18 protein-coding genes are annotated in these 21085 nt (G+C 56.0%); 14 read left to right on the forward strand and 4 right to left on the reverse strand.

Annotated features, from left to right (window positions below; genetic code table 11):
• The first annotated feature begins 33 nt into the window (after nucleotides 1-33).
• From rssA to PVE98_RS09035, 5 genes are all read left to right on the forward strand, one after another.
• Entirely contained in the window at nucleotides 34-939 is a 906-nt protein-coding gene (rssA, locus tag PVE98_RS09015) for a patatin-like phospholipase RssA (RefSeq protein WP_096073266.1), read from the forward strand.
• Nucleotides 940-1038: 99 nt separating this feature from the next.
• A complete protein-coding gene (gene rssB / locus PVE98_RS09020; protein ID WP_033746709.1) occupies nucleotides 1039-2055 on the forward strand; it encodes a two-component system response regulator RssB in 1017 nt (338 codons plus the stop codon).
• A gap of 193 nt (nucleotides 2056-2248) precedes the next feature.
• Nucleotides 2249-3157, forward strand: coding sequence for a UTP--glucose-1-phosphate uridylyltransferase GalU (gene galU / locus PVE98_RS09025; RefSeq protein WP_033746712.1), 909 nt, complete (start codon nucleotides 2249-2251; stop codon nucleotides 3155-3157).
• A gap of 22 nt (nucleotides 3158-3179) precedes the next feature.
• Complete coding sequence (locus PVE98_RS09030; RefSeq protein WP_033746713.1) at nucleotides 3180-4520, forward strand: UDP-glucose/GDP-mannose dehydrogenase family protein; 1341 nt, start codon at nucleotides 3180-3182, stop codon at nucleotides 4518-4520.
• 14 nt (nucleotides 4521-4534) lie between these two features.
• Nucleotides 4535-5542: an NAD-dependent epimerase gene (locus PVE98_RS09035; RefSeq protein WP_033746716.1), complete on the forward strand. Its 1008-nt coding sequence runs from the start codon at nucleotides 4535-4537 to the stop codon at nucleotides 5540-5542.
• A gap of 86 nt (nucleotides 5543-5628) precedes the next feature.
• Here the strand turns inward: PVE98_RS09035 and hns are convergent, their stop codons facing one another.
• The gene (hns, locus tag PVE98_RS09040; protein WP_033746720.1) at nucleotides 5629-6036 is read right to left on the reverse strand and encodes a histone-like nucleoid-structuring protein H-NS; all 408 of its coding nucleotides are present in this window, start codon (nucleotides 6034-6036) and stop codon (nucleotides 5629-5631) included.
• Nucleotides 6037-6464: 428 nt separating this feature from the next.
• Here hns and tdk point away from each other — a divergent pair, with 428 nt between their 5' ends.
• Complete coding sequence (gene tdk / locus PVE98_RS09045; protein ID WP_096073265.1) at nucleotides 6465-7082, forward strand: thymidine kinase; 618 nt, start codon at nucleotides 6465-6467, stop codon at nucleotides 7080-7082.
• Nucleotides 7083-7144: 62 nt separating this feature from the next.
• Here the strand turns inward: tdk and adhE are convergent, their stop codons facing one another.
• Nucleotides 7145-9832, reverse strand: coding sequence for a bifunctional acetaldehyde-CoA/alcohol dehydrogenase (gene adhE / locus PVE98_RS09050; RefSeq protein ID WP_096073264.1), 2688 nt, complete (start codon nucleotides 9830-9832; stop codon nucleotides 7145-7147).
• A gap of 429 nt (nucleotides 9833-10261) precedes the next feature.
• Between adhE and PVE98_RS09055 the strand changes: the two genes are divergently transcribed.
• The 7 genes from PVE98_RS09055 (at nucleotide 10262) to oppF (ending at nucleotide 18842) form a co-directional block, all read left to right on the forward strand.
• Nucleotides 10262-10909 (forward strand): YchE family NAAT transporter, encoded by a 648-nt coding sequence (locus PVE98_RS09055; RefSeq protein ID WP_033747940.1) that lies wholly within the window; start codon nucleotides 10262-10264, stop codon nucleotides 10907-10909.
• Between the two features lie 568 nt (nucleotides 10910-11477).
• Nucleotides 11478-13094 (forward strand): ABC transporter substrate-binding protein, encoded by a 1617-nt coding sequence (locus PVE98_RS09060; protein ID WP_096073263.1) that lies wholly within the window; start codon nucleotides 11478-11480, stop codon nucleotides 13092-13094.
• 150 nt (nucleotides 13095-13244) lie between these two features.
• Nucleotides 13245-14882, forward strand: coding sequence for an oligopeptide ABC transporter substrate-binding protein OppA (gene oppA / locus PVE98_RS09065; protein ID WP_033746734.1), 1638 nt, complete (start codon nucleotides 13245-13247; stop codon nucleotides 14880-14882).
• 93 nt (nucleotides 14883-14975) lie between these two features.
• Nucleotides 14976-15896 carry an oligopeptide ABC transporter permease OppB gene (gene oppB, locus PVE98_RS09070; protein ID WP_033746736.1) on the forward strand — a complete coding sequence of 307 codons (921 nt, stop codon included), beginning with the start codon at nucleotides 14976-14978 and terminating at the stop codon, nucleotides 15894-15896.
• Between the two features lie 14 nt (nucleotides 15897-15910).
• Nucleotides 15911-16819, forward strand: a complete 909-nt coding sequence (gene oppC / locus PVE98_RS09075) for an oligopeptide ABC transporter permease OppC (RefSeq protein WP_033746738.1) — start codon at nucleotides 15911-15913, stop codon at nucleotides 16817-16819.
• A gap of 11 nt (nucleotides 16820-16830) precedes the next feature.
• A complete protein-coding gene (locus PVE98_RS09080) occupies nucleotides 16831-17844 on the forward strand; it encodes an ABC transporter ATP-binding protein (protein WP_048781920.1) in 1014 nt (337 codons plus the stop codon).
• Nucleotides 17841-18842, forward strand: a complete 1002-nt coding sequence (oppF, locus tag PVE98_RS09085) for a murein tripeptide/oligopeptide ABC transporter ATP binding protein OppF (RefSeq protein WP_096073262.1) — start codon at nucleotides 17841-17843, stop codon at nucleotides 18840-18842. Before PVE98_RS09080 ends, oppF begins: the two co-directional genes overlap by 4 nt.
• Before the next feature lie 65 nt (nucleotides 18843-18907).
• On the opposite strand, the gene PVE98_RS09090 is transcribed toward oppF, so the two are convergent.
• Together PVE98_RS09090 and cls are read right to left on the reverse strand one after the other, a co-directional pair.
• The gene (locus PVE98_RS09090; RefSeq protein WP_033746744.1) at nucleotides 18908-19231 is read right to left on the reverse strand and encodes an HI1450 family dsDNA-mimic protein; all 324 of its coding nucleotides are present in this window, start codon (nucleotides 19229-19231) and stop codon (nucleotides 18908-18910) included.
• A gap of 45 nt (nucleotides 19232-19276) precedes the next feature.
• A complete protein-coding gene (cls, locus tag PVE98_RS09095; protein ID WP_033746746.1) occupies nucleotides 19277-20737 on the reverse strand; it encodes a cardiolipin synthase in 1461 nt (486 codons plus the stop codon).
• A 160-nt stretch (nucleotides 20738-20897) separates the two neighbouring features.
• Between cls and PVE98_RS09100 the strand changes: the two genes are divergently transcribed.
• The gene (locus PVE98_RS09100) at nucleotides 20898-21071 is read left to right on the forward strand and encodes a YciY family protein (RefSeq protein ID WP_096073261.1); all 174 of its coding nucleotides are present in this window, start codon (nucleotides 20898-20900) and stop codon (nucleotides 21069-21071) included.
• Nucleotides 21072-21085 lie beyond the last annotated feature (14 nt).

The following is a 21085-nucleotide window of genomic DNA, read 5'->3' on the forward strand; positions in this document are numbered from 1 at the left end:
AAGCTATGCACAGTCGCTGGCGACAGAGGGTAAATGAGAAAGGTTAAAATCGGACTGGCGTTAGGGTCAGGCGCAGCCAAAGGATGGGCGCATATCGGTGTCATCAACGCTCTGACGCGAGCGGGCGTCGAAATCGACGTGGTAGCAGGCTGTTCCGTCGGCGCGCTGGTCGGCGCGGCTTATGTCAACGACCGCCTGCCGCAGATGGAGAAGTGGGTCAGCGCCTTTCGCTACTGGGATGTTATTCGTCTGATGGATCTCTCCTGGCAGCGCGGCGGTTTGCTGCGCGGCGAGCGCGTCTTCAACCATGTGCGTCAGCTGATTACTCAACATCGCCTTGAGAGCTGCGGCAAGCCGTTCGGCGTGGTAGCGACCAACCTCAGCACCGGCCGGGAATTATGGCTGACTGAGGGCGATCTGCATCAGGCTGTGCGCGCATCCTGTAGTATGCCAGGCTTATTGCCGCCGGTCGGCTACAATGGTTACTGGCTGGTGGACGGCGCGGTGGTGAATCCCGTACCCGTTTCGCTTACGCGCGCCCTTGGTGCGGATATCGTTATCGCTGTCGATCTTCAGCATGACGCGCATCTGATGCAGCAGGATCTCCTGTCTGTTACGCCGCAGAACAGCGACGAAGCGGTTTCGGCCGCGGCCCTGAGTTGGGCTAAAAAAATACGTCAGCGGCTGGTGGGATTGACCCATCGCCGCACCACACAAACGCCGGGTGCGATGGAGATTATGTCGACATCCATCCAGGTGCTGGAAAATCGCCTGAAGCGTAACCGTATGGCAGGCGATCCTCCCGATGTGCTGATTCAGCCGTTTTGTCCGCAGATTTCGACGCTGGACTTTCATCGCGCAGAAGAGGCCATCGAGGCAGGCAGGGCCGCCGTTGAGAAAAAAATGGATGAACTATTACCGCTGGTGCGAAACAGATAATCAGGTTGTTCATTCACAGGTGTTACTTCGGCTAATTCTGAAAGGCGCAACTGCGTTTTATGAACCACTATTGATTGATCTGGTACGCAGGGGGAAAGAATGGAGAAACCACTAATCGGCAAAAAGATACTCATTGTCGAAGATGAGGTCGTTTTCCGTTCTCTGGTAAACAACTTCTTGCTGGCGCTCGGCGCCAGTACGTTTGAAGCCGGCGACGGTATTGATGGCATTGGCTATCTGCAGCAGCACGATGTAGATCTGGTGATCTGCGATCTGGAAATGCCGCGTATGAACGGCATTCAGTTTGTCGAGCATATCCGCACGCGCGGCAACAGCGTGCCGATTCTGATTATCTCGGCGACGGAAAATATGGCGGATATCGCCCATGTTCTGCGCCTCGGCGTACAGGATGTGCTGCTTAAGCCGCTGAAAAATTTCGAGCGCTTCCGCGAAGCGGTCTATGAATGTCTCTATCCTTCAATGTTCACCTCTAAGGTGGAAGAGGACGAGCAGCTGTTTCAGGACTGGGATGCGCTGGTGCGCGACCCGGCCGCCGCCGCGAAGCTGCTTAAACAGCTTCAGCCGCCGGTACAGCAGACGGTGGCCAATTGCCGCGTCAACTACCGACAGCTCACCATGGCCGAACAGCCGGGACTCGTGCTGGATATCGCGGCGCTCTCCGACAACGATCTCGCGTTTTACTGTCTTGACGTCACGCGCGCCGGCGATAACGGCGTGCTGGCCGCGCTGCTGCTGCGCGCGTTGTTCAACGGTCTGCTGCAGGAGCAGCTTTCCGGCCAAAAACAGCGGCTGCCGGAGTTAAACGGTTTGCTGCGCCAGGTGAATCTGCTGTTGCGTCAGGCCAATCTGAGCGGGCAGTTTCCGCTGCTGGTCGGCTATTACCACCGCACCTTTCAAAACCTGATTCTGGTTTCTGCTGGATTAAACGCCACGCTTCATGTTCACGCCCACCAAATTCAACTCAGTAACGGCGTTCCCCTTGGCACTATGGGAAGCACCCATCTTAACCAAATCAGCCAGCGCGCCGACAGCTGGCAATGCCACGTCTGGGGCGCTGGAGGCAGGATCCGCCTGATGTTATCGGCTGATGAATAGGCGAAAAAATTTAATTTCGCCGGGGTCTGAAGACAGGTCCAGAGGTTAGCTTTACACTTGGGTAATAGTCTTAAATTCTGCGGATTGACTCCTTCCAGGATAAATCCGTTCGATGGTAACTGATATACTCATTCCCGAATTTCAACCGACATATCAAGTATTAACTTGAACGGCCTATAAGAGAGGTATCTTGATGTCTGCCTATAAGTCCAAAGTAAAAAAAGCGGTAATCCCTGTAGCAGGTTTGGGCACCCGTATGCTCCCTGCGACAAAAGCGATTCCGAAAGAGATGTTACCGCTGGTCGATAAGCCGTTAATTCAGTATGTCGTTAACGAGTGCATCGCAGCAGGAATTAACGAAATTGTGCTGGTTACGCACTCTTCTAAAAACTCCATTGAAAACCACTTCGATACCAGTTTTGAGCTGGAAGCGATGCTGGAAAAACGCGTTAAGCGTCAGCTGCTGGACGAAATCCAGTCCATCTGTCCGCCGCACGTGACCATCATGCAGGTGCGTCAGGGCATCGCGAAAGGCCTGGGCCACGCCGTTATGTGTGCGCATCCGCTGATTGGCGACGAGCCGGTTGCGGTAATCCTGCCGGACGTGATTATCGACGAGTATGAATCCAACCCGACCAAAGATAACCTGGCGGAAATGCTGAGCCGTTTCGACGAGTCAGGCCGCAGCCAGATTATGGTTGAGCCGGTCGCGGACGTCACCGCTTACGGCGTAGTTGACTGCCAGGGCGCAGAGCTGCAGCCGGGCGACAGCGCGCCGATGGTTGGCGTGGTTGAGAAGCCGAAAGCCACCGAAGCGCCGTCTAACCTCGCGGTTGTTGGCCGTTACGTTCTCTCTGCGGACATCTGGCCTCTGCTGGCGAAAACCCCTCCGGGCGCAGGCGGCGAAGTACAGCTGACCGACTCTATCGCCATGCTGATGGAGAAAGAGACAGTTGAAGCTTACCACCTGAAAGGCGTAAGCCATGACTGCGGTAACAAACTCGGTTATATGCAGGCATTCGTTGAGTACGGTGTTCGCCATCCAGTGCTGGGCAAAGATTTTTCTCAGTGGCTCGATAGCGCAGTTGGCAATAAAAAGTAATTCATAAACACAGGATAACTCAATGAAAGTCACTGTATTTGGTATCGGCTATGTCGGTCTGGTTCAGGCTGCGGTGTTGGCCGAAGTCGGACATGACGTTCTCTGCATTGATGTCGACGCGAAAAAAGTCGAAAACCTGAAAAAAGGCATCATCCCCATTTTTGAACCCGGCCTTACGCCGCTGGTTATGTCGAACTATGAGGCGGGTCGCCTTAAGTTCAGCACAGATGCGGAAGAGGGCGTCAATCACGGCGTAATGCAGTTTATCGCCGTGGGCACGCCGCCAGATGAGGACGGTTCGGCTGACCTTAAATATGTGACCGCCGTTGCTCGTACCATTGCGCAGCACATGAAGGATCACAAGGTTGTGCTTGATAAATCCACCGTTCCCGTTGGAACAGCGGATAAAGTGCGTCGCGTGATGGAAGAGACCCTGCGCGATCGCGGCGTCAGCCTGACGTTTGACGTGGTATCTAACCCGGAGTTTCTCAAGGAAGGCGCAGCCGTCAACGACTGCATGCGTCCTGAGCGCATCGTGGTGGGTACGGATAATGAGGAAGTCGAAGAGCTGTTGCGCGAACTCTATGAGCCGTTCAACCGCAATCACGACCGAATGATCGTTATGGATATCCGCAGCGCGGAGCTGACCAAGTATGCGGCGAACTGCATGCTGGCGACCAAAATCAGCTTCATGAACGAGATCTCCAACCTGGCCGAACGTCTGGGTGCGGACGTCGAGAAAGTGCGTCAGGGCATCGGTTCTGACTCACGTATCGGCTACCACTTCATCTACCCAGGCTGCGGCTACGGCGGTTCCTGCTTCCCGAAAGACGTGCAGGCGCTGATCCGTACCGCTGAGTCGATCGGCTATAAGCCGCGTCTGCTGCAGGCGGTGGAAGATGTTAACGACAGCCAGAAAACCAAGCTGCCCGCTTTTATCAAACGCCACTTCGGCGAAGATCTGAGCGGTAAAACCTTTGCTGTCTGGGGTCTGTCGTTTAAGCCTAACACCGACGATATGCGTGAAGCCTCTAGCCGCGTGCTGATGGAATCGCTGTGGGAAGCAGGCGCAAGCGTTCAGGCGTTCGATCCGGAAGCGATGGACGAAGCGCAGCGCATCTATGGTCACCGCAGCGATCTGAAGCTGATGGGCACCAAAGAAGCGGCGCTGCAGGGCGCGGATGGCCTGGTCATCTGCACCGAGTGGCAGAACTTCCGTGCGCCGGACTTTGACGTAATTAAAAATTCCCTTAAAGAACCCGTGATTTTTGATGGTCGCAACCTGTATGATCCAGAGCGTATCAGCAAACGCGGTTTTGTTTATTATGCAATCGGCCGCGGAGCGTCTATTCAAATTGCGTAATTAACGAGGGAAGTATGAACATTCTGGTCACCGGCGCCGCAGGCTTTATTGGATTTCACGTCACTCAACGCTTGCTGGCCGCCGGTCACCAGATTGTCGGCATCGATAATCTTAATGACTATTATGATGTCGGCCTGAAACAATCTCGTCTTGATTTAATCGCACAGCACCCCAGCTTCAGGTTTATTAAAATGGAGCTGGCGGATCGCGCCGCCATGGCCTCGTTATTCGAACAACATGCGTTTCAACGCGTCATTCATCTGGGCGCGCAGGCGGGCGTACGCTATTCTATCGATAACCCTCATGCCTATGCCGACGCCAACCTGATTGGGCATTTAAATATTCTTGAAGGATGCCGTCATCATAAAATCGAGCATCTGCTCTACGCATCCTCCAGTTCTGTTTATGGGCTGAATCGTAAAATGCCATTTTCGACGGACGACAGCGTCGATCATCCGGTTTCGCTTTACGCAGCGACGAAAAAAGCCAATGAGCTAATGTCGCATACCTATTCGCATCTTTATAACCTGCCGACCACCGGCCTGCGTTTTTTTACCGTATATGGTCCATGGGGTCGTCCGGATATGGCGCTGTTTAAATTTACCCGCGCCATGATCGCCGGCGACGCGATCGACGTCTATAACCGCGGCGAAATGAAGCGCGACTTTACCTATATCGACGATATTGCCGAAGCCATTGTGCGCCTGCAGGATGTTATTCCGCAGCGCGATGAAAGCTGGACGGTGGAAACGGGCTCGCCTGCCACCAGTTCTGCGCCGTATCGCGTATATAACATCGGAAACAGTCAGCCGACCAGCCTGATTAAATATATCGAGGCAATTGAAAAAGCGTTGGGCGTAACGGCAAAGAAAAATCTGCTGCCGATGCAGCCTGGCGATGTGCTGGAAACCAGCGCAGATACCGAGGCGCTATATCAGGCGATTGGCTTTAAGCCGCAGACCAGCGTAGAAGAGGGCGTAGCGCGCTTTGTCAGCTGGTATCGTGAGTTTTATAACGTCTGATAAAAAAGGAAGCCTGCGCTTCCTTTCCCTGATTAATCCGGGGTCACCTAACCGGGTGACCCAAATGATTGAAGCACTATCAGTTATTACAGCAGAAAGCTGTCCAGCTGTTTACCTTCTTCTTCGATCGCTTTTTTGATTACCGCAGGCGTACGACCCTGACCGGTCCAGGTGCGGGTTTCGCCGTTTTCATCGACATACTGATATTTAGCCGGACGCGCAGCGCGTTTAGTTTTACCTGGCGCTTTAGTTTCAGCAATTGTGCTTAACAGCTCATTGGGATCGATTCCATCCGCCAGCAGCATTTCTCTGTATTGCTCAAGTTTGCGCGTGCGTTCTTCACTTTCCGCTTTAGCATGCGTCTCTTCTTCGCGGCGCTCATTAACCACGACTTCGAGTTTTTCCAGCATTTCTTCCAGCGTTTCCAGTGAACACTCTCGAGCCTGCGCGCGTAATGTACGGATATTATTAAGGATTTTTAGTGCTTCGCTCATTGTCCTGATCTCTGAATATATTAATGAAGAGGTGTTCTGCCAGCTAATAATAGTGGCGGCAAAAAATTACTGCAATAGTAAAATAAGTGGAACGGTAAAGAATGATAATTAATTTTTCCGCTGAGGTTTAATCAAATGAAACGATAAGGCGGTTGATATTCGCGCGTCGGCACGTTATGAAAAATCTGAAACGTTAAAGTGAGCAGCGTTTTCAGAGTGACGTAAGGCCAGAACCAGCGAGGCAAGGTGCCGCTTTACAATAAAGTTCAGGTACAAATGATTAAAAAAAAAGGCAAAGACGAAGCGCGTTTTTTCTCTTGCTGGCGAAGTTGTAAACAGCCTGTACGAAATAATCACCGCCATAATTTGCCTTTATCTGTGATAGAATTCCGCCCATTCTGTTTGCAATGCTTTGAGAAACCACGCTAATGGCTCAGCTCTATTTTTATTATTCCGCAATGAATGCAGGGAAATCCACCGCGCTATTACAGTCGTCTTACAATTATCAGGAACGCGGTATGAGAACTCTGGTCTATACCGCTGAAATTGACGATCGTTTCGGTGCGGGCAAGGTCAGCTCGCGTATTGGTCTTTCTTCGCCGGCAGCGCTGTTTAACGCGCAAACGCAGCTGGATGCGGAGATCGCGGCGGAACATGCGCGCCAGCCAGTGCACTGCGTACTGGTAGACGAATGCCAGTTTTTGACGCGCGATCAGGTTAAGGCGCTCTCCGACGTCGTGGACAATATGGATATCCCGGTGCTCTGCTACGGACTGCGCACCGACTTTCGCGGCGAACTCTTTGGCGGTAGCCAGTATTTGCTTGCCTGGGCCGACAAGCTGGTGGAATTGAAAACCGTCTGTCACTGCGGTCGCAAGGCAGGTATGGTATTGCGGCTCGACGCCGAAGGCCGCCCGTACAGCGAGGGCGAGCAGGTGGTGATCGGCGGCAACGAGCGTTATATCTCGGTATGCCGCAAGCATTACAAGCAGGCGATAGAGCAGGGGTCGCTGGCCGGCATCTACGGCCAGCAAAAACCTGGCTGACGCCGACTCCCGACAGCCATAAAAAAACCCGCCGAAGCGGGTTTTTTCTTACAGGCCGGTTATCAGGCTTTTTTCGCTTTCTTTTCGGCTTTCTCCATTTTCACCGGCTGTGCGGCCTGTGCCTGCGCCACATCGGCGAAGGGCTCGGCGTATTCGCGGCCGTAGAAGGTATCCATCATAATCTGTTTCAGCTCGGCGATCAGCGGATAGCGCGGGTTAGCGCCGGTACACTGGTCGTCGAAGGCATCTTCGGCCAGCTTGTCGACTTTCGCCAGGAAGTCCGCTTCCTGCACGCCGGCTTCACGGATAGAGGTGGGAATACCCAGCTGAGTTTTCATCTCATCCAGCCACGCCAGCAGCTTCTCGATTTTCTGCGCGGTGCGGTCGCCAGGCGCCGCCAGACCTAAATGGTCTGCGATTTCCGCGTAGCGGCGGCGCGCCTGCGGACGGTCGTACTGGCTGAACGCTGTCTGCTTAGTCGGGTTATCGTTAGCGTTATAGCGGATAACGTTGCCAATCAGCAGGGCGTTGGCCAGACCGTGCGGGATATGGAACTCGGAACCCAGCTTGTGCGCCATAGAGTGACAGACGCCAAGGAAGGCGTTCGCGAAAGCGATACCGGCGATAGTGGCGGCGTTGTGCACGCGTTCACGCGCCACCGGGTTTTTCGCCCCTTCCTGATAGCTGGCTGGCAGATTCTCTTTCAGCAGTTTCAGCGCCTGCAGCGCCTGGCCGTCAGAGTATTCGTTAGCCAGCACAGAGACATAGGCTTCCAGCGCGTGCGTTACCGCATCCAGACCGCCGAAGGCGCAGAGCGAACGCGGCATGTCCATCACCAGATTGGCGTCGACAATCGCCATATCCGGGGTCAGGGCGTAGTCCGCCAGCGGATATTTCTGACCGGTAGCGTCATCCGTCACGACGGCAAACGGCGTCACTTCCGAACCGGTGCCTGAGGTGGTGGTGATGGCGATCATGCGCGCTTTTACGCCCATTTTCGGGAATTTATAGATACGTTTGCGGATATCCATAAAGCGCAGCGCCAGCTCTTCGAAGTGGGTTTCCGGATGTTCGTACATCACCCACATGATTTTCGCCGCATCCATCGGGGAGCCGCCGCCCAGCGCGATAATCACGTCAGGTTTAAAGCTGTTCATCTGCTCGGCACCTTTACGCACGATGCTCAGCGTCGGGTCAGCCTCAACCTCAAAGAAGACTTCGGTTTCAATGCCGTGCGATTTCAGCACGCGCGTCACCTGATCGGCGTAGCCGTTGTTGAACAGGAAGCGGTCGGTGACGATAAAGGCGCGTTTCGCACCGTCGGCGGCCACCTCTTCCAGCGCAATCGGCAGCGAGCCGCGGCGGAAGTAGATGGATTTCGGAAGTTTATGCCACAACATGTTTTCTGCTCGCTTAGCCACGGTTTTCTTGTTGATAAGGTGTTTCGGTCCCACGTTTTCGGAAATGGAGTTACCGCCCCAGGAGCCGCAGCCCAGCGTCAGCGAAGGCGCCAGCTTGAAGTTGTAGAGGTCGCCGATACCGCCCTGAGAAGCCGGAGTGTTGATCAGAATACGCGCGGTTTTCATGCGGTCGCCGAAGAAGTTCACGCGCGCTTTCTGGTTGTCCTGGTCGGTATAGAGGCAAGAGGTGTGGCCGATACCGCCCATCGCCACCAGTTTTTCCGCTTTCGCCACGGCGTCTTCGAAATCGCTGGCGCGGTACATGGCCAGCGTCGGCGAGAGTTTTTCATGGGCAAAGGGTTCTGATTCGTCTACCAGTTTCACTTCGCCAATCAAAATCTTGGTGCTGCTCGGCACGCTGATGCCGGCCATTTCGGCGATTTTGTACGCCGGCTGACCGACGATGGCGGCGTTAAGCGCGCCGTTTTTCAAGATGACGTTCTGAACCGCTTTCAGCTCCTCGCCCTGCAGCAGATAGCCGCCGTGGCTGGCGAAGCGCTCGCGCACCGCGTCATAAACGGCGTCAACCACGATAACAGACTGCTCGGAGGCGCAAATCACGCCGTTATCGAAGGTTTTGGACATCAGAATAGAGGCGACGGCACGTTTGATATCGGCCGTTTCGTCAATCACCACCGGCGTATTGCCCGCGCCGACGCCGATCGCCGGTTTACCGGAGCTGTAAGCGGCTTTCACCATGCCGGGACCGCCGGTCGCCAGAATAAGGTTGATGTCAGGATGGTGCATCAGCTGGTTAGAGAGTTCGACAGACGGCGCGTCGATCCAGCCGATAATATCTTTTGGCGCGCCGGCGGCGATGGCGGCCTGCAGCACAATATCCGCCGCTTTATTGGTGGCTTCTTTGGCGCGCGGATGCGGCGAGAAGATAATGCCGTTACGCGTTTTCAGGCTGATCAGCGCCTTAAAAATCGCCGTTGAGGTCGGGTTGGTGGTGGGAACGATACCGCAAATCAGGCCGATAGGCTCAGCGATGGTGATGGTGCCGAACGTATCGTCGGTATCCAGCACGCCGCAGGTCTTTTCGTCTTTATAAGCGTTATAGATATATTCTGAGGCAAAGTGGTTTTTAATAACTTTATCTTCGACGATGCCCATGCCGGATTCGGCGACCGCCATTTTGGCGAGAGGGATGCGGGCGTCAGCGGCGGCGAGGGCGGCAGCGCGGAAGATGGCGTCAACCTGTTCTTGAGTGAAGTTGGCGTATTCACGCTGTGCTTGTTTTACGCGTTCTACCAGTGCGTTAAGTTCAGCGACATTAGTAACGGCCATGGTGCTCTCCTGAAGGAAGTTAAACTCTGTTAGTAAACCTGCCTGGAGTCCTGATTATAGCCATGCTGCGCTAATATTTTGGCCTAAGCCAAAAAGCCAGAATTTTCGTTGGCTTACTGAAAGAGTTTTCGCACGGGTCAAACCACTTTGCTAATCACTTTCGATGGGAAAAGATTACCTGGAATGGGGTAGATGAATATTGATTCAGATCAATTTAAACCCAAGCTGACACCTTTCAGCAGCCATTTTTGCCAATGACTGGCAGGCGGCGCGCGTTGACCGGTTTTACTCCTGTTCTGCGCGCCGCGCTGGCGCTACAGGCTCGCTGTTTTGCCCTGAAGCAGCAGAATTTTCTGTTTAGTTGACTGGTTAACGCGGCAGTTTTTGCGTAAATTAAGCGCGATTTCTTTTCCCTCATCGGAGCGAACCGTGAACCCTGCGTTGCTTGATCTTTCGGGCTATATCAAATTCTTTGTTGGCCTGTTCGCGCTGGTGAATCCAGTCGGCATTATTCCCGTCTTTATCAGCATGACCAGTTATCAGGCGGCGGCTGAGCGTAATAAAACCAATATGACCGCAAACCTGGCGGTCGCCATTATCCTCTGGACCTCGCTGTTTCTCGGCGACGCCATCCTGCATATTTTCGGCATCTCCATCGACTCCTTCCGCATCGCGGGCGGCATTCTGGTGGTTACCATCGCCATGTCGATGATCAGCGGCAAGCTGGGCGAAGATAAACAGAACAAGCAGGAGAAATCGGAAACCGCCATTCGTGAGAGTATCGGCGTGGTGCCGCTGGCGCTGCCGCTGATGGCCGGACCTGGCGCTATCAGCTCGACCATAGTCTGGAGCACGCGCTACCACAGCTGGCAAAACCTGCTGGGCTTTAGCGTGGCAATTGCGCTCTTCGCCTTTTGCTGCTGGCTGCTGTTCCGCGCCGCGCCGCTGATGGTGCGCGTGCTCGGCCAGACCGGCATTAACGTGATTACGCGTATTATGGGCCTGCTGCTGATGGCGCTCGGCATTGAATTCGTGGTAACCGGCATCAAAGCGTTATTTCCTGGGCTGGTGAATTAAGGCGGCTTAATTTCCAGCGCAAACGCCGATATGTCTCTTAATGGTGCAATTGCACATTTTATTGCACCGTTATAATGCAATTATTCCTGCGGCTTAATCCGCTGCAAAAATTATTAAGCAAATTACTTACCTGCCTGTCGCGCCAGACGCGATCTCATCCCGCTGTGACTATTTTCACACCATAAAATGTCAGCACTCGCTGAAATGGCATCATAAACTGGCATGAAAGCTGCAATTATCTGCTTTTTGTTTTCACAATGAACAAAAAGGCAGAAGGGTTGCGCATTCTTCCGCAGCCAATACGGAGAAAGCGCGAGTTAACGCGGAAAAACAGGTAAACTGCTGTATAAACAGGGTGATAACTGTTATTTCCGCGCAAAAATTAACGCTATCCTCCTGCATGAAGACGTGATAAAAGAGAATCAGGTAACATTTTTGTTATTTTTACTTTGTCGGCAGAGGCGGCGTTCTGCTAATTTTCGGCGCAATAGTTTTTCATTTGGTCTCAAAGTGAGAACGCTTCTTGCTTATGAGCTAAAGGGCTTATGAAGAAGGGTTAACTTTTTTGATGAAATGGAAGATTACGCCGCTGTCACTCAGCTTAATGATACTCTCCGGCGCCGCGCACGCCGCTACTGTTCCCCCCGGCACCGAACTCGCCGCCACGCAAAATATCGTGATTAATAACGGTACTGAGGTCTCTTCGCTCGATCCGCAAAAGATCGAGGGCGTGCCGGAATCGCGCATTATCTCCAACCTGCTGGAAGGGCTGGTGACCACCGACAATACCGGCGCTATCGTGCCGGGCGTGGCGCAGTCGTGGCAAAACGAGAGCGGAAAGGTCTGGACCTTCACCCTGCGCGACAACGCGAAATGGAGCAACGGCGCGCCGGTTACCGCGCACGATTTCGTTTACAGCTGGCGACGTCTCGCCGATCCTAAAACCGCTTCGCCCTATGCCAGCTATCTGCAGGCGGCGCATCTCAGCAATATCGACGAGATCATGGCCGGTAAAGCCGCGCCTGACAGCCTCGGCGTCAGGGCGCTGGACGACCGTCATTTGCAGGTCACCCTGAGCGAACCCGTGCCCTATTTTATCTCGATGCTGGCGAACGCCGCGCTGTCGCCGGTCCACGCGGCGACGGTAGAGAAGTGGGGCGATGCCTGGACTCGCCCCGAGCACTATGTCGGCAACGGCGCCTATCTGCTAAGCGAGTGGGTGATCAACGAGAAGCTGGTGCTGAAGCGCAATCCCGGCTACTGGGATAACGCCCACACCATAATCGAGCAGGGCACCTTTCTGCCGATCGAGTCGGACCATAACGACGTCAACCGCTATCGCAGCGGCAACACCGATATGACCAACAGCGTGGTGCCGCCCGAGCTGTTCCGTAAGCTGCAGGGCGAACTGGGCGATCAGGTGAAAGTCAGCCCGCTGCTCTGCACTTTCTACTACGAGATCAACAATAAAAAACCGCCGTTTGACGACGTGCGCGTCCGTACCGCCATCAAGCTGACGCTGGATCGCGATATCATCACGCAGAAAATCATGGGGCAGGGCCAGATCCCGGCTTATAGCCTGACGCCGCCTGCGACGGCGGGCGTGAAGTTGACGCCGCCGGCCTGGTTCACCTGGAGCCAGGCGGAACGCAACGCGGCCGCTAAAAAACTGCTGGCCGAGGCGGGCTATAACGCCCAGCATCCGCTGCGCTTTACGCTGCTCTACAACACCTCCGATCAAAACAAAAAGCAGGCGATCGCCGCCGCCTCGATGTGGCAAAAGAACCTCGGCGCGCAGGTCAGCCTGCAGAATCAGGAGTGGAAAACCCTGCTGGAGACGCGCCATCAGGCGCAGTATGACGTAGTGCGTGCCACCTGGTGTGCCGATTACAACGAGCCCTCCACTTTCCTGAATATGCTGATCGGCAACGCCTCTATCAATACGGCGTTTTACCACAGCGAAAAGTATGACCGTCTGATGGCGCAAACCTTATCCGCCAGCAGCGAGGCGGCGCGCGCCGCGCTCTACCAGCAGGCTGAAGCACAGCTCGACAACGACTCGGCGATTGTGCCAGTTTATTACCGCGTCAGCGTGCGGCTGGTAAAACCCTGGACAGGCGGTTTTACCGGCAAAGATCCGCTCGATATGACCGATTTGAAATATTACTTCATTAAAAAGCACTGAGGCTGACCCGGCAACATAAGCCGGGAAGCCCGCGCGGTGCTGAAGCCTTTCGGGGCAAACAACTATCCTCAGCCAAAATGAGGAACCCGCTAACGGGGGACGCCGGGACGGCTTGCCGTGTCGGTGAAGATAAAAAACTGGAGTGTAATAATGAACCACATCACGAAAAAAAGTCTGATTGCTGCAGGCGTTCTGGCAGCAATGGGCGCACTGGCAGGGAATGCAGTGGCGGCAAACGTTCCGGCAGGGACTGAACTGGCGGCGAAACAGGAGCTGGTGCGTGGCAACGGCGATGAAGTGCAGTCGCTGGACCCGCACAAAATTGAAGGCGTGCCGGAAGACAACGTGGCGCGCGACCTCTATGAAGGTCTGCTGGTCAGCGACAGCAATGGCCACCCGGTGCCGGGCGTCGCGGAAAGCTACGAAAACAAAGATTTCAAAGTGTGGACTTTCCACTTACGCAAAAATGCCAAATGGTCAAACGGCGAGCCGGTGACCGCGCAGGACTTCGTCTACAGCTGGCAGCGTCTGGCCGATCCGAAAACCGCGTCGCCCTACGCCAGCTATCTGCAGTATGGCCACATCGAGAACGTTGACGACATTATCGCCGGCAAAAAACCGACCTCCGATCTGGGCGTAAAAGCGCTGGACGACCATACGCTGCAGGTCACGCTGAGCGAACCGGTTCCCTATTTTTATAAACTGCTGATCAACGCCGTGATGTCCCCGGTTTACAAGCCGGCAATTGAAAAATTTGGCGATCAGTGGACACAGGCGCAAAACTGGGTCGGCAACGGCGCGTTTAAGCTGGAAGCGCATGTGATCAATGAACGCATCACCCTGGTGCGTAACCCTCAGTACTGGGACAACGAGCATACCGTGCTGAACAAAGTTACTTTCCTGCCGATCAACTCCGAAGTTAGCGACGTTAACCGCTACTTCTCGGAAAACGGCAGCGACATGACCTATAACAACATGCCGATCGAGCTGTTTAAAAAGCTGCAGCGCGAAAATCCGAAAGAGCTGCATGTCGATCCCTATCTCTGCACCTACTACTATGAGATCAACAACCAGAAAGCGCCGTTTACCGATCCGCGCGTGCGCGCCGCGCTTAAGCTGGGTCTGGATCGCGACATTATCGTAAACAAAGTGCTGGCGCAGGGTCAGCTACCGGCCTACAGCTATACTCCGCCGGCTACCGACGGCATGGATATTCTGCCGCCGGACTGGTTCAAATGGTCACAAGACAAGCGTAACGAAGAGGCGAAAAAGCTGCTGGCTGAAGCGGGCTACACCGCTGACAAACCTCTGACCTTCAACCTGCTTTACAACACGTCAGATCTGCATAAGAAGCTGGCGATCGCCGCCTCGTCGATCTGGAAGAAAAATATCGGCGTCAACATCAAGCTGGAGAACCAAGAGTGGAAAACTTTCCTGGACACGCGTCATCAGGGCAACTTTGACGTGGCGCGCGCCGCCTGGTGCGCGGATTATAACGAACCGACGTCGTTCCTGAACACCATGCTCTCCGACAGCAGCAACAATACCTCGCACTATAAGAGCGCGGAATTCGATAAAGTCATCCACGATGCGATCAAGGCGGCAGACGACAAGGCGCGCGCGGCGGATTATGCCAAAGCAGAGCAGATTATGGATAAGGACAGCACCATCGTGCCGGTTTACTACTACGTGAACGCACGTCTGGTGAAACCTTACGTCGGCGGCTACACCGGTAAAGATCCACTGGATAAAACGCTCGACAAAAACTTCTATATTATCAAACACTAATAGCAAACAGGCTATCGGCAAGGGCGGCGCGCTGTGCGCCGCCTTTATGTACTTTGTACGCTTTGTGAAGCAATAAGCCTGGTAGGTACGGCAATGTTAAAATTTATCCTGCGTCGACTGCTCGAAGCGATCCCCACGCTTTTCGTGCTGATCACGATCTCATTCTTTATGATGCGCCTTGCGCCCGGCAGTCCTTTTACCGGCGAGCGCACGCTGGCGCCGGAAGTGATGGCGAACATCGAAGCGAAGTACCACCTGAACGATCCCATCGGCAAACAGTATCTGGATTACCTGATCCAGCTGGCGCACGGCGACTTCGGCCCTTCGTTTAAATATAAAGATTACACGGTTAACTATCTGGTCGGCCATGCGTTCCCGGTGTCCGCCAAACTGGGACTGGCGGCCTTCGTGCTGGCGGTGATCCTCGGCGTGACGGCGGGCGTCATTGCGGCGCTCAAGCAGAACAGCCTGTGGGATTATGCGGTGATGGGGGTCGCCATGACCGGCGTGGTGATACCCAGCTTCGTAGTGGCGCCGCTGCTGGTGCTGCTCTTCGCCATCACCCTGAAATGGCTGCCGGGCGGCGGCTGGAACGGCGGGCAGCTGCGCTATATGGTGCTGCCGATGGTGGCGCTGTCGCTGGCCTATATCGCCAGCATCGCGCGTATTACCCGCGGCTCGATGATTGAGGTGATGCACTCCAACTTCATCCGCACCGCGCGCGCCAAGGGACTGCCGCTGCGCCGCATCGTGCTGCGCCATGCGCTCAAGCCCGCGCTGCTGCCGGTGCTCTCCTATCTCGGCCCGGCGTTTGTCGGCATCATCACCGGTTCAATGGTGATCGAGTCGATTTACGGCCTGCCCGGCATCGGCCAGCTGTTCGTTAACGGCGCGCTGAACCGTGACTACTCGCTGGTGATGAGTCTGACCATCCTGGTCGGGGTTCTGACCATTATTTTCAACGCGATTGTCGACGTGCTGTACGCCGTGATCGATCCGAAAATCCGTTACTAAATCTGGAGCTCGCGATGATGTTGAGTAAGAAAAACAGCGAAGCTCTCGACGCCTTCAGCGAAAAGCTGGAAGTAGAAGGGCGCAGCCTGTGGCAGGATGCGCGTCGCCGGTTTATCCATAACCGTGCGGCGCTGATCAGCCTGCTGGTGCTGGTGCTGATTACGCTATTTGTTATTTTCGCCCCGATGTTCGCGCAGTTTAGCTATGACGACACCGACTGGGGCATGATGTCCGCCGCGCCGGACACCACGTCCGGCCACTGGTTCGGTACCGACTCCTCCGGGCGCGATCTGCTGGTGCGCGTCGCCATCGGCGGGCGCATCTCGCTAATGGTGGGCATCGCGTCGGCGCTGATCGCGGTGATTGTCGGCACACTTTACGGCTCGATCGCCGGCTATCTCGGCGGCAAAACCGACTCGGTGATGATGCGTATCCTGGAGATCCTGAACTCCTTCCCGTTTATGTTCTTCGTGATCCTGCTGGTGACTTTTTTCGGCCGCAATATCCTGCTGATCTTCGCCGCGATCGGCATGGTCTCCTGGCTCGACATGGCACGTATCGTGCGCGGGCAGACGCTGGGGCTGAAGCGTAAAGAGTTTATCGAAGCGGCGCACGTCGGCGGCGTCTCTACCGCCAGCATCGTACTGCGTCATATTGTGCCGAACGTGCTGGGCGTGGTGGTGGTTTACGCCTCGCTGCTGGTGCCGAGCATGATCCTGTTCGAATCCTTCCTGAGCTTCCTCGGCCTCGGCACGCAAGAGCCGCTGAGCAGCTGGGGGGCGCTGCTCAGCGACGGCGCCAACTCGATGGAAGTGTCGCCGTGGCTGCTGCTGTTCCCGGCCGGTTTTCTGGTGGTGACGCTGTTCTGTTTCAACTTTATCGGCGATGGCTTGCGTGACGCTCTCGACCCGAAAGATCGCTAAGGAGTTTCCCGATGACTATTCATGAATTTCAGCCGGCGATGGCCGCCCGCGCGGGAAGCGACCTGTTACTGGAAGTCAAAGATCTGCGCGTCACCTTCCAGACGCATGATGGCGACGTGACGGCGGTCAACGACCTTAATTTCTCGCTGCGCGCCGGCGAAACCCTGGGCATCGTCGGCGAGTCAGGTTCCGGCAAGTCGCAGACGGCATTCGCCCTGATGGGGCTGCTGGCGAAAAATGGCCGTATCGGCGGCACGGCGCTGTTCAACGGCAAGGAGATCCTCAACCTGCCGGAGAAGGCGCTGAACAAGCTGCGCGCCGAGCAGATTGCGATGATTTTCCAGGATCCGATGACCTCGCTTAATCCCTATATGCGCGTCGGCGACCAGCTGATGGAGGTGCTGAAGCTGCACAAAGGGCTGAGCGGCGCGCAGGCGTTTGAAGAGTCGGTACGCATGCTCGACGCGGTGAAAATGCCGGAAGCGCGCAAGCGCATGAAGATGTTCCCGCACGAGTTTTCCGGCGGCATGCGCCAGCGCGTAATGATCGCCATGGCGCTGCTCTGCCGGCCTAAGCTGCTGATCGCCGACGAGCCGACCACGGCGCTCGACGTTACCGTCCAGGCGCAGATCATGACGCTGCTTAACGAGCTGAAGCGCGAGTTCAATACCGCGATTATCATGATCACTCACGATTTGGGCGTGGTGGCGGGCATCTGCGATAAGGTGCTGGTGATGTACGCCGGCCGCACCATGGAATATGGCCGCGCGCGCGACGTCTTCTACCAGCCGGCGCATCCCTATTCGATCGGGCTGCTGAGCGCGGTGCCGCGTCTGGACGCCGAGGGCGAAAGCCTGACCACCATTCCCGGCAACCCGCCCAACCTGCTGCGTCTGCCGCAGGGCTGTCCGTTTCAGCCGCGCTGTCCGCATGCAATGCCGATCTGCACCCAGGCGCCGCCGCTGCTGCCGTTTGGCGAAGGGCGTCTGCGCGCCTGCTTTAAGCCGGTGGAGGAGTTAGTATGAGTACCGTCGCTGAGAAAAAAGTGCTGCTGGAAATCGCCGATCTCAAGGTGCATTTCGACATCAAAGATGGCCGCCAGTGGTTCTGGCAGCCGCCGAAATCGCTCAAGGCGGTGGACGGCGTCAGCCTGCGCCTTTACGAAGGTGAAACCTTAGGCGTGGTCGGCGAGTCCGGCTGCGGCAAATCGACGCTGGCGCGCGCGATCATCGGCCTGGTGAAGGCTACCGATGGGCGCGTCGCCTGGCTGGGTCGCGATCTGCTCGGACAGAGCGAAGAGGAGTGGCGCAAGGCGCGCAGCGATATCCAGATGATTTTTCAGGATCCGCTGGCCTCGCTCAACCCGCGCATGACCATCGGCGATATCATCGCCGAGCCGCTGCGCACCTATCATCCGAAGATGCCGCGTCAGGAAGTGAAAGAGCGCGTCAAAAACATGATGATGAAAGTGGGCCTGCTGCCGAACCTGATCAACCGCTATCCCCATGAGTTCTCGGGCGGCCAGTGTCAGCGTATCGGCATCGCGCGCGCGCTGATCCTCGAGCCGAAGCTGATTATCTGCGACGAACCGGTCTCGGCGCTTGACGTCTCGATTCAGGCGCAGGTGGTGAATCTGCTGCAGCAGCTGCAGCGCGAGATGGGGCTGTCGCTGATCTTTATCGCGCACGATCTGGCGGTGGTGAAGCACATCTCCGACCGCGTGCTGGTAATGTATCTCGGCCATGCCGTCGAGCTGGGCACCTACGACGCGGTCTACAACAATCCGCAGCATCCCTACACGCGCGCGCTGATGTCGGCGGTGCCGATCCCCGATCCCGATCTGGAGAAGAACAAGCAGATCCAGCTGCTGGAAGGGGAGCTGCCGTCGCCGATCAATCCGCCGTCAGGCTGCGTGTTCCGCACCCGCTGCCCGATCGCCGGCCCGGAGTGCGCGAAAACGCGGCCGCTGCTGGAGGGGAGTTTCCGCCATGCGGTCTCCTGCCTGAAGGTGGATCCGCTGTAATAAAAAACGCCGGGCAGTCGCCCGGCGTTCAGAGTTCGTTCCAGCCCGCAAGCGGCTCAGATCGCTTATTCGCGCCAGAGAATATGACACAGCTTGTGGTCTTTCTCGCGGCACAGCAGCACGCGCGCGAACACGTCGGTAATCGGCTCGCCGTCCGCTTCGCCCAGCCCAATCACCACTTCAGAGAAGAAGTCCGGGTTAAGATCGAAATCGACGTGCTCCTTCCAGTCTTCCGAGGGGTCGAACAGCTCTGCGCCGCCGCGCTCTTCGAACTGGAGGTTGAAAAGAATAATATCCGCCGGATCGAGGTTGTCGCCTGCCAGTTCAAGAAAAATGTCGTAGGCCTGTTCCAGCGTTTCGTCTTCGGTAAGGCGATTATTTAAATCCATGATCGATCCTGTCTGCCCTGAGGCGCGTTGCAATTTCCGCTCGTTTTACAGTAAAGGACTAAAGAAGTAAAACAGTCGTTCAACGATGCGCTGCCACCAGGCACGTTTTGACCATCGTTTCCCGTCCAGCAAACGGGAGCGTGCGATATAGTCGTCCTGCACGCAAGCCAGATCGCTGCCGAAGCCGGCGTCGTCTACTACTAGCGTAATTTCAAAGTTGAGCCACAGGCTGCGCATGTCGAGATTCACCGTGCCGACCAGGCTGAGCTGGCCGTCCACCAGTACGCTCTTGGTGTGCAGCAAACCGTCCTCAAACTGATAGATCCTGACGCCCGCTTCCAGCAGCTCGCTGAAAAAGGCGCGGCTCGCCCAGCCCACCAGCAGCGAATCGTTATGGCGCGGCACGATAATGCTCACCTCGACGCCGCGCAGCGCCGCCGTGCAGATGGCGTGCAGCAGATCGTCGCTCGGCACAAAGTAGGGCGTGGTCATAATCAGCTGCTCGCGCGCCGAATAGACGGCGGTCAGCAGCGCCTGATGGATCATATCCTCCGGGAAGCCTGGCCCAGAGGCGATTACCTGCACCGTATGGCCGCTTTCGCGTTCGAATGGCATAATATTGCCGTCGGGCGGCGGCGGCAGAATACGCTTGCCGGTTTCAATCTCCCAGTCGCAGCTGTAGACGATGCCCATGGTGGTGGCGACCGGGCCTTCCATACGCGCCATCAGGTCTACCCACTGTCCGACGCCCGCGTCCTGCTTGAAGTAGCGCGGGTCCACCAGATTCATGCTGCCGGTATAGGCGATATAGTTATCGATCAACACCACTTTGCGGTGCTGGCGCAGGTCCATACGGCGCAAAAACACGCGCAGCAGACTGACCTGCAGCGCCTCCACCACGTCAATGCCGGCATTGCGCATCATGCCAGCCCAGGGACTGCGGAAAAAAGTCACGCTGCCCGCCGAGTCGAGCATCAGACGGCAGTGCACGCCGCGCCGCGACGCCGCCATCAGAGATTCGGCCACCTCGTCCGCCAGCCCACCGGGATGCCAGATATAGAACACCATCTCAATATTGTGGCGCGCCAGCTGGATATCACGGATAAGCGCCTGCATCACGTCGTCTGAACTGGTAAGCAGCTGCAGCTGATTGCCTTTAACGCCGGCGATGCCCTGGCGATTCTCGCAGAGCTGGAACAGCGAGCGCGCCACGTCGCTGTGTTCGGTAGCGAAAATATGGCTGCGCTGTCTCAGATCGCTCAGCCATTTTGCGGTGGCGGGCCACATGGTGCGCGCGCGCTCCGCGCGGCGCTTGCCCAGATGAAGCTCGCCGAAAGAGAGGTAAGCGATAATACCCACCAGTGGAAGGATATAGATAATCAACAGCCAGGCCATGGCGGAAGTAACCGTACGGCGCTTCATCAAAATACGTAGCGTGACGCCGGCAATCAGCAACCAGTAGCCAAACAGCAGCAACCAACTGATTAGAGTATAAAAGGTGGTCATTAAGTGGACATCCCGTTCGCGCTTGGTCAGAGAAGTTTACGTGCTGACAGACCACAACGAAACCCCCAATCGCCGCCGGGATCGATAAGAGATCCGAGTTGGCATTAGCGTGGAGATCTTTATAATGCGGCCGCGTGATGTCGAAGCAGGAGAGAAGGTGATGAGAAAAAGCAGAAATGAAGTAGCGCGCTGGAGAATGTTGCGGCAGGCGCATCGCCGTCGCGCCCGCTGGCTGGAAGGCCAGTCGCGTCGCTACAGCCGAATCCATGCGATTCGCCATCAGCTGGCGCAGCAGCAGCGCCGTTCGATACTGTTTATCACGCAGAATACCTGAGAAAAGCCGCCGCA

It is taken from the genome of Pantoea sp. GABEPS69 (genome assembly GCF_045780835.1).
In the GTDB taxonomy this organism is placed as follows: Bacteria; Pseudomonadota; Gammaproteobacteria; order Enterobacterales; family Enterobacteriaceae; genus Pantoea; species Pantoea septica.

Excerpts from the sequence above, each read along its gene's own strand:
- tdk (WP_096073265.1), top strand. The coding sequence starts at position 6,465 with ATGGCTCAGCTCTATTTTTATTATTCCGCAATGAATGCAGGGAAATCC.
- oppC (WP_033746738.1), top strand. The coding sequence starts at position 15,911 with ATGATGTTGAGTAAGAAAAACAGCGAAGCTCTCGACGCCTTCAGCGAA.
- adhE (WP_096073264.1), bottom strand. The coding sequence starts at position 9,832 with ATGGCCGTTACTAATGTCGCTGAACTTAACGCACTGGTAGAACGCGTA.
- PVE98_RS09090 (WP_033746744.1), bottom strand. The coding sequence starts at position 19,231 with ATGGATTTAAATAATCGCCTTACCGAAGACGAAACGCTGGAACAGGCC.
- oppA (WP_033746734.1), top strand. The coding sequence starts at position 13,245 with ATGAACCACATCACGAAAAAAAGTCTGATTGCTGCAGGCGTTCTGGCA.
- PVE98_RS09030 (WP_033746713.1), top strand. The coding sequence starts at position 3,180 with ATGAAAGTCACTGTATTTGGTATCGGCTATGTCGGTCTGGTTCAGGCT.
- PVE98_RS09060 (WP_096073263.1), top strand. The coding sequence starts at position 11,478 with ATGAAATGGAAGATTACGCCGCTGTCACTCAGCTTAATGATACTCTCC.
- galU (WP_033746712.1), top strand. The coding sequence starts at position 2,249 with ATGTCTGCCTATAAGTCCAAAGTAAAAAAAGCGGTAATCCCTGTAGCA.
- rssB (WP_033746709.1), top strand. The coding sequence starts at position 1,039 with ATGGAGAAACCACTAATCGGCAAAAAGATACTCATTGTCGAAGATGAG.
- oppB (WP_033746736.1), top strand. The coding sequence starts at position 14,976 with ATGTTAAAATTTATCCTGCGTCGACTGCTCGAAGCGATCCCCACGCTT.
- PVE98_RS09080 (WP_048781920.1), top strand. The coding sequence starts at position 16,831 with ATGACTATTCATGAATTTCAGCCGGCGATGGCCGCCCGCGCGGGAAGC.
- PVE98_RS09100 (WP_096073261.1), top strand. The coding sequence starts at position 20,898 with ATGAGAAAAAGCAGAAATGAAGTAGCGCGCTGGAGAATGTTGCGGCAG.
- PVE98_RS09035 (WP_033746716.1), top strand. The coding sequence starts at position 4,535 with ATGAACATTCTGGTCACCGGCGCCGCAGGCTTTATTGGATTTCACGTC.
- hns (WP_033746720.1), bottom strand. The coding sequence starts at position 6,036 with ATGAGCGAAGCACTAAAAATCCTTAATAATATCCGTACATTACGCGCG.
- rssA (WP_096073266.1), top strand. The coding sequence starts at position 34 with ATGAGAAAGGTTAAAATCGGACTGGCGTTAGGGTCAGGCGCAGCCAAA.
- oppF (WP_096073262.1), top strand. The coding sequence starts at position 17,841 with ATGAGTACCGTCGCTGAGAAAAAAGTGCTGCTGGAAATCGCCGATCTC.
- cls (WP_033746746.1), bottom strand. The coding sequence starts at position 20,737 with ATGACCACCTTTTATACTCTAATCAGTTGGTTGCTGCTGTTTGGCTAC.